Below are 7154 nucleotides of genomic sequence, written 5' to 3' on the forward strand. Positions count from 1 at the left end.
TCGGTCAGATCCTTTCGGCGACGGCCGGAGGCACGCTCTCGCGCCTGCGCTGCTCCTGGAGCTGCTGGCGCAGCAGCTCCAGCGAGCGGGTGATGGCCCCCACCTCGTCGTGATGACGCGGGTAGAGAACGGTGCGGCGGTCGCCGTCGGCCAGCGCCTCGGCCTGCCCGGCCAGTTCGCGCAGCGGACGGACGACCACGATGTGCAGCCAGCCCAGACAGGCGGCGGCGGCCGTGACCCCGAGCAGCCCGGCGAGCACCGTACGGTTCTGCGCGCTGTACTCGGGGATGGCGAGGGCGGAGGCGGGCTGCCAGCTCACGACCGTCCAGCCGAGCGACTTCGCGGCGCCGCCACCGGCGAACGGGGCCGCCGCGGCGAGCTGGATACCGCCGCCGTCGCGGAACAGCACCCCGCTGGGCTGCGTGCTCAGACCTGACTTCTGGTTGGTGGCCTCGACCAGCGAGTCGAGCCGGTCCGAGGGCAGCTTCTGGAACGCCCGGTAGCCGGTGTTCGAGCCGAGGACCCGGCGTTCGGCGTCGACGATCCGCACCTGGCCGAGACCGGGCCGCTTGAGCAGCGAGTTGAGGAAGTCGACCCGGAACTCACCGACCACCAGGGCGCCGTCGCGGCCCGGCAGTTCGGCGTATCCGGTGATCTCCGGCTCCTTGGAGCCGACGCCGAGCACGGCGAGCGGCTCGGTGCCCGAGCGCTTGGCGCCGGGGTGCCGTGGGCTGTCGCCCGCCTCGGCGAGAACCGTCCCGTCGGGGGACAGCACGTACAGCGACCGGTAGCGGGGGTGCTCGGTCATGGTGCGGTCGAGGACCGTGGACATGTCCGCGGGCTCCGTCCTGTCACCGATGAGGGTGGCGACGGACAGCAGGTCGGCGTAGCCCTCGTTGAGGGCGCGGCGGACGCGGTCGGTGACGGTGTCGGTGCGGTCGCGCTGGTCGTTCACGAGCTGTTGCGGTACGACGAGGGTGTCCCCGGCGCGGTTGAGCAGCAGCATCATCGGGGCGGACCAGATGAGCAGCAGGATGCCACCGCCGGCCAGCAGGGCCCGGGTGCCGATCCGCCGCCCGCGCCGTACCCGGCCGGCCTTTCCGGTGCCGGTGCCGGGGCCCGTACCCATGCCCGTGCCCCTGCCGGAGCCTGTGCCCGTACCCGTGCCCCTACCGGTGCCGGTGCCCGAACCGGTGCCCGTGTCCGTGCCCGTCCGCGCGCCACCGCCGGGTGCGGGGGCGCCGAGCAGTTGGAGCCGCACCTGTTCCAGGGCGTCCCCGATCCGCCGGGTCTCGCCGAACCGGGGCACGGTCACCGGCCGGGTGAGATCGCCACGGGTGAGACGGCGGCTCTCCAGGAAGAGCCGGAGCAGGGGGCTCTGGACCGTACCGAGCAGCAGGGCCACGGCGAGCGCGCCGATGACGAGCAGGGCGGCGGCGGACCACAGTCCGAACATCGGGTCGTTCACCCGACTGGTGTTCTCCGGGACGGTCACCAGGGTGACGACGGAGAGGCCGAGGCCGGTCGCGTCGGTGCTCCCGCCCGCCTCGGGCGCCGCGAGCGTCGCGTATCCGGCGACCGGACGCTCCCCGCTGATCAGCCCGGAGCCGGTCATGGCCCCGCTGACCCCGAGGAAGCCGCCGGATCCTGGTTCCTTGGTGGTGAGCGGGTTGTCCCCGGCCTTCTCGGCGGAGAGCTTCGCGAAGGTGCGGAGCTGCTTCCCGGTCTGCTCGATCTCCTCCTGGATGGTGTCCGAGTCCATCTCGTCGGTGGGCTGGAGGCCGTCGCTGCTGAGGACCGTGCCGCCCGAGTCGACCACGGCGATCACCCGGAACTTGCCGAGGCTGATACCCGGGACCTTGAGGCTGTTCGAGGTGACCAGAAGCTGCTGCGGCCGGCCCTCCCACGAGAGCAGGGCGAAGGTGAGCAGCCGCGTCTCGCCGTTCTTGAGCCGAATCATCCGGGGGGCGAGCCCGTCCTTCTCGGACAGCTTCTCCCGGTCGACCGCGAGGAGCGGTACGTTCTCGCCGCGCGCGGCGAGCAGCTTGCCCGACTTGATCTCGACGACCGCCGAGCCGCGCCACTTCTGGTAGACGCTCCCCAGCTTGTCGAGGACGGTGTCGGCGGAGACCGGGTCGCCCGCGTTGAACAGGGACGCCGTCCGGTCGAGGTCGGTGATCGATTCGTCCAGCGAGGCCCGGAGCGCGATGGCGCCGTCCTCGGCGAAGTGCTGCTGGGAGATCCGTACGGCCTTGGGGAGCGGCTCGGCGGTGCCGAAGCCCAGCGCGGTGAGGCCCGCCAGCCCGAGCAGCAGTGCGGAGAGGACCGCGATCGGTGGGCGGATGCCACCCAGGAGCGACATGTCGGCCCGTCTTCGGACCTTGTGCCGCCGCTTCGCGGACGGAACGGCCATGGGTACCTCTCTCAGCATGTGCGGGGCGGCGCCGGAGCGCGCGCATGCGTGCGCGCGCGGGCGCGCATGCGCGGGTGGCGTTGGAGAGGGGCCCCGGGATGCCCGGAACGACTGCCCCTACCGGAGAAGAAGGACCGGCCTCATGATCGAATGGTTGTACAAAATCGGACAGATGCGTGATGTGATCTGAATTACAGGCGTTACCCGCCGGACACATCGAACCTCCCGGGCGGCGGCCGCCGCCCGGGAACGCACGCCGAGGTCCTTCCGGACCGGGGGCCGGCGGCCGGGAGCGGCTCAGCCCCGCCGCCCCCGGTGAGCAGGTGAGCAGGGGGGCCGCCGGAGGGGCCCCCGGAGAGGCTCCCGGAGGAGCTAGCTGGGCGGCTCCTCCAGCGCCGCCAGCCCGTCCTTCACCGCGCCGCGGTTGAGCACCGTGCCCTGTGTACGATCGAAGGCCAGCCGGTAGCGGGCGAGTTGCTCCTCGGTGTACTTCTTCCCGTCCACCGACTCGCCGTCCTTCAGCGCCCGCGCCACATCGAGCAGCCGGTAGTCCGTGACCGCGCCCTCGGGCAGCTTGTCGGGCGCACCGGGGTCCTCGGGGGCCGGCGGGACATCGACGAAGGTCGGCACGTACCGGGCCCGCACATCCCACTCACCGTTCCGCTCGGTGAAGGTGAACCAGCCGATGACGCCCTCCTCGGACTGGCCGCTGGGCACCTCGTGGCGGGCGACCTGATTGCCGAGACCGTAGGCGACCCAGGTGCCGTTGATCTTCTCCATCGGCTGGACGACATGGGCGTGGTGCCCGACGACGAGATCGATGCCCGTCTTCTCGGTGATGCGCCGGGCCAGCTTCATCTGGGGGGAGCTGGGCGCGCTGTGGTGCTCACGCCCCCAGTGGATGCTGAGGATCACGACGTCCGCGCCCGCCGCGCGGGCACGCTTCTCGGCGTCCGCGATGGCCTTGAAGGAGGTCTTGTTGACCAGCCACGGCTTGTCGGCGGGCACCTTGTCGCTGCCGAATCCGAAGGCGAAGGAGAGCTGCGCCACCTTCACCCCCTTCACCTCGGTGATCAGCGGCTTGCGCCACTCGGCCTCGCTCCTGGCCGAGCCCGTGTGGGGCAGACCGGCCGCGTCGAGCGTGTCCAGCGTGCGCTTCACCCCGGCGGCGCCGTGGTCGATCGAGTGGTTCGACGCCGTCGAGCAGGTGTCGTAGCCGATGTCCTTGAGCGTGGTCGCGATCTCCGGCGGGACCTGGAAGTCCGGGAATCCCTCATAGGGCCCGCCCTTCTCCGCGATCACCGGTTCCATGTGGCAGATGGCCAGGTCCGCCTTGCTGATCACCGGCTTCACCCCGGCCATCAGCGGGCCGAAGTCCAGCTCCCCGCCGGCTCCCCCGGCCCCCGCGTCCTTGCGCGCCTGCTCCGTCAGCGGAGGATGGATCAGTACGTCACCGGCCGCGGCGACCGTGAACGACCGGCCCCCGCCGCCCTGGGCGTCGTCCGCGCCCCCGTCCCCGGAACCGAGTGCGGAACAGCCCGCGACCGCCAGGGCGAGACAGGCCGCCCCTGCGGCGCGGAGAGCCGTGCGGGCCGCGGCGCGCGGGGTGGTCCGGGTGGCGGTACGGGCAGTCCGGGTGGCGGTGCGGGCAGTCCGGGTGGCGGTGCGGGCAGTCCGGGTGGCGGTGCGGGCAGTCCGGGTGGCGGTGCGGGCAGTCCGGGTGGCACGGGTGGCGGTACGGCGGCCGCGGGACAGAGAGAGGGGTCGCTTCACAACGGTATTTTGTACGTCATATGAAGCGATCTTTCACCGTGCACCTACCAATCCTGACAAACCTGCTGGTCGGAGGCTTGATCGTGGCCGCTGTGGTGATCATCACGCCGGTCTGGGACCGGCACTCCGACGCTCCCTCCCCGCCCGCCAACGGCACCGGCATCGATCTGCGCGGCCACGTCGCGGACTTCGCCCGGGGCACCGTGGCCAAGGCCCGCTTCCGGCCGCCCGACCGCGTCGAGCGCGAGACCGTCGCGACCGGGGTCGGGCTCTATCTCGACGGCAGGACCGAGGAGGCGGGGCGCCGACTCGCCGAGGCCGACTTCGGCGTGCGCGTCCTCCGGGACACGGAAGGGGGCCGCCGGTACGCGGAGATCGCCGACCGCGCGAAGGAGGAGACACGTGGCTGGGGCCGGGTGTACATCGCGCTCGACGGACCCGCCCGGTTCTCCGTACAGGTGCCGCACCCCGTGGCCGACGCGTACACCGACACCCTCGGCGTCGGCGTGCTGCGCGGCGCCCCCGGCGGGGTGCTGGTCGTCGCGGGCGCCCATCGCAGGGCGGGCGAGGGGAACGCCGCCGATACCGCTCACCGCACCGACACCGTCTTCCACGCGGTCTGCGCGGAACTCGTCGCCCGCCGGCTGCCCGGCATCCAGGTGCACGGCTTCGCCGACACGACGTCCCCGGCCCACGACGCGGTCGTGTCCACCGGCGCCGGAGAGGACGCCCGCCCTCAGGCCGCCGTCCTGGCCCGGACCCTGGCGGACGACGGCTTCCGGGTGTGCCGCGCGTGGTCGTCCCGCTGCCCGCTCGCAGGCCGCACGAACAAGCAGGGCCGCCTCGCCTCCGACGCCGGCGTCCCCTTCATCCATGTGGAGTTCAGCCGCACGGTCCGCGAGACCCCCGACCGCGCCCACCGCGCGATCACGGCGATGAGCGCGGCGCTCACGGATCCGACGTAGCCGCCTCACACAACGCCTCCGAAAGTCTGGACTCTGATCGGTGGTCAGATGGTGCTCCTGCACGGCCTGAAGCACGGCAGAACACCGTCGGCCGCGAGCCTCGACCTTGATGTACCAGCCGGCGTGGTATCCGAGCGGCTCAAGGTCGACTCGCCTGCGAAGGGGGGCTCGGTTCAGATTTTGATGACGGTGGCGCGTCCACCGCACAGGACGGTGAGGTCTTCGGGATCGGAGGTGAGGATGGTGACGGGGCCGGGTGCGGCAAGGGCCGTCGCGCCGACTATGGCATCGACGGCGTACTTGTGACCGTGCAGGCCCGCGTCAGCCAGTAGAGCGGACGCGTGCCGGGCGATCTGCTCACTGATCGGTTCGACGACAAGGCGGGAAAGGGTCCACTCCAGGGCCGGACGGTTGATTCGCGGATGGATCACTTCCACGAGGGTGACCGCGGAAACGATCACCCGCAGGTCGTCGGCCCGCGCGAGAGCGAACCAGCCGGTGACCGTGTGGTCACGCAAGACGGCTTTGGCCAGTCCTTCGCTGTCCAGAACGAGGGTGCCGCCCGGGGCGGCGGGTGAGCGAGTCACGCGGCGTTCGGCCCACCTTGTGCCTGCTGCAGCCAGGCTTGGTGATGCTGATCGCGCAAAGCCTGGATTTCCTCGTCCGTGACGGGGCCGTGCTCGGCTTCGGCGACAGCGATGAGTTCGTTGAGGTTGTCCCGTTCGACCTGGCGGGCGACGGCCGCGGCCACATAGGCGGACAGCCCGGAGGGACCACTGCGGGCCTTGGCTGCCTCGGCGATGTCGCGCGGCATAGTAATGGAATACTTGCCGGTGGGCTCACTCATGCTATCAATCCTACCTCTCATGCTCCTCGTGTGGGATTTGGCGCTCTGCCTCTATGGCATTGCCGCTGCAACCGATGCAGCGAGATGGAGAGAGGCGGCGGAGGCCATGCGGAGTTCGACAGGTCAGGCCAGGGCAAGCTCCGCACTGATCCACTGGCCAACGTGAGCAGGCAGATCACCGAAACCGTCACATAGCCCGACCCCTGGGTGGTCGTCAGCCCGTGCAGGCCCGGAACCTGCTCTACGCGGTCTCCCACGTCGGCGGCTACCGGCGGGCGCGCGGGCGGAGGCTGGTGGGCCTGTTCGCCGGGATGTATCACGCCGGGCCGCAGCCGGCCGAACTCGTGAGCCTGAGGCGGGAGAGTACAGCATGACCCCGTTCGGCATGAGGCCCGCGAACGTGCCCTCCCACCCGGCCTGCGGGCGTCACCCCTCGTCGCCCGCCCCTACGACCTGCGGCACTCGGCCTTGTCCACCGGGCGAGCTGCCCAGGGAAGCCGAGCGGCGCCTGGGAGGCGAGCGTCCAGGCCCAGAGGCGGGAACGCTTCCGCCTCAGGACGGTGCCCGGACACGACCGCGGCAACCACAACGGCCTGCGGCTCCGTCTGTTATGCCTGCGGTTGATCCATGAACCTGGAGGTGGGCGTACTCCTGCCCCTGGAGCGGGCGTTCGGTGTGGAGCTCGCGTCCCGCGTATGTCCCGCCAGCCCCGAATCGCGGGATCAGACAGACGGGATCCCGCACGTCTGGCGCCGTAAAAGGCCGGGGCGAGGCAATTTCCCTAGGGCCTGGTAGGCCGTGTGCGTTTTGGCACGTACAAGAAAGGCACTGAAGCGCGTTTCCGCTGTTCAGCGCCATGATCCGGAGTGCCTCCGGCAGGATTCGAACCTGCACAGACGGCTCCGAAGGCCGTACCAACTTGGGGTCGCATATGCCCCTGATCTGCATCTACATGGAGGAGGGCGTGTGCGTGCGGTAAGTCATGCGTCCCTCACGCGTGCCCCGTGGCGGTGACTGCACAAAGCACGGTTGGGCAGGCGCAAGCTCAGGCTCAGGTAAGGCCTAGTAGGGCTTGGTCATGTGCCTTCCGTGATGGCGTGTCTTCTTGATCGGTCGTGTCGTTGATCGGGTGTGCTGGGTGAGGAGTTGGCTGCGG

General features: G+C 70.8%; 5 protein-coding genes. 1 reads left to right on the forward strand and 4 read right to left on the reverse strand.

The genetic code is table 11. From position 1 onward, the window contains the following. Nucleotides 1-4 precede the first annotated feature (4 nt). Together ACFYYH_RS31930 and ACFYYH_RS31935 are read right to left on the reverse strand one after the other, a co-directional pair. Nucleotides 5-2413 carry a HAMP domain-containing protein gene (locus ACFYYH_RS31930; protein ID WP_388558546.1) on the reverse strand — a complete coding sequence of 803 codons (2409 nt, stop codon included), beginning with the start codon at nucleotides 2411-2413 and terminating at the stop codon, nucleotides 5-7. A gap of 372 nt (nucleotides 2414-2785) precedes the next feature. Further along, nucleotides 2786-3964, reverse strand: coding sequence for a CapA family protein (locus tag ACFYYH_RS31935; protein WP_388558571.1), 1179 nt, complete (start codon nucleotides 3962-3964; stop codon nucleotides 2786-2788). Between the two features lie 305 nt (nucleotides 3965-4269). Between ACFYYH_RS31935 and ACFYYH_RS31940 the strand changes: the two genes are divergently transcribed. Next, entirely contained in the window at nucleotides 4270-5151 is an 882-nt protein-coding gene (locus tag ACFYYH_RS31940; RefSeq protein ID WP_388558549.1) for a hypothetical protein, read from the forward strand. A gap of 173 nt (nucleotides 5152-5324) precedes the next feature. Here the strand turns inward: ACFYYH_RS31940 and ACFYYH_RS31945 are convergent, their stop codons facing one another. Together ACFYYH_RS31945 and ACFYYH_RS31950 are read right to left on the reverse strand one after the other, a co-directional pair. Continuing rightward, nucleotides 5325-5738 carry a DNA-binding protein gene (locus ACFYYH_RS31945; RefSeq protein ID WP_388558552.1) on the reverse strand — a complete coding sequence of 138 codons (414 nt, stop codon included), beginning with the start codon at nucleotides 5736-5738 and terminating at the stop codon, nucleotides 5325-5327. After that, entirely contained in the window at nucleotides 5735-5998 is a 264-nt protein-coding gene (locus ACFYYH_RS31950; RefSeq protein WP_388558555.1) for a CopG family transcriptional regulator, read from the reverse strand. The genes ACFYYH_RS31945 and ACFYYH_RS31950 overlap by 4 nt, the downstream gene beginning before the upstream one ends. Nucleotides 5999-7154 lie beyond the last annotated feature (1156 nt).

Source organism: Streptomyces sp. NPDC002018 (assembly GCF_042890865.1).
Lineage (GTDB): Bacteria > Actinomycetota > Actinomycetes > Streptomycetales > Streptomycetaceae > Streptomyces.

What these genes read in the sequence shown, in the direction of transcription:
- ACFYYH_RS31930 (WP_388558546.1), bottom strand. Translation starts at nt 2,413, where the DNA reads ATGGCCGTTCCGTCCGCGAAGCGGCGGCACAAGGTCCGAAGACGGGCC.
- ACFYYH_RS31950 (WP_388558555.1), bottom strand. Translation starts at nt 5,998, where the DNA reads ATGAGTGAGCCCACCGGCAAGTATTCCATTACTATGCCGCGCGACATC.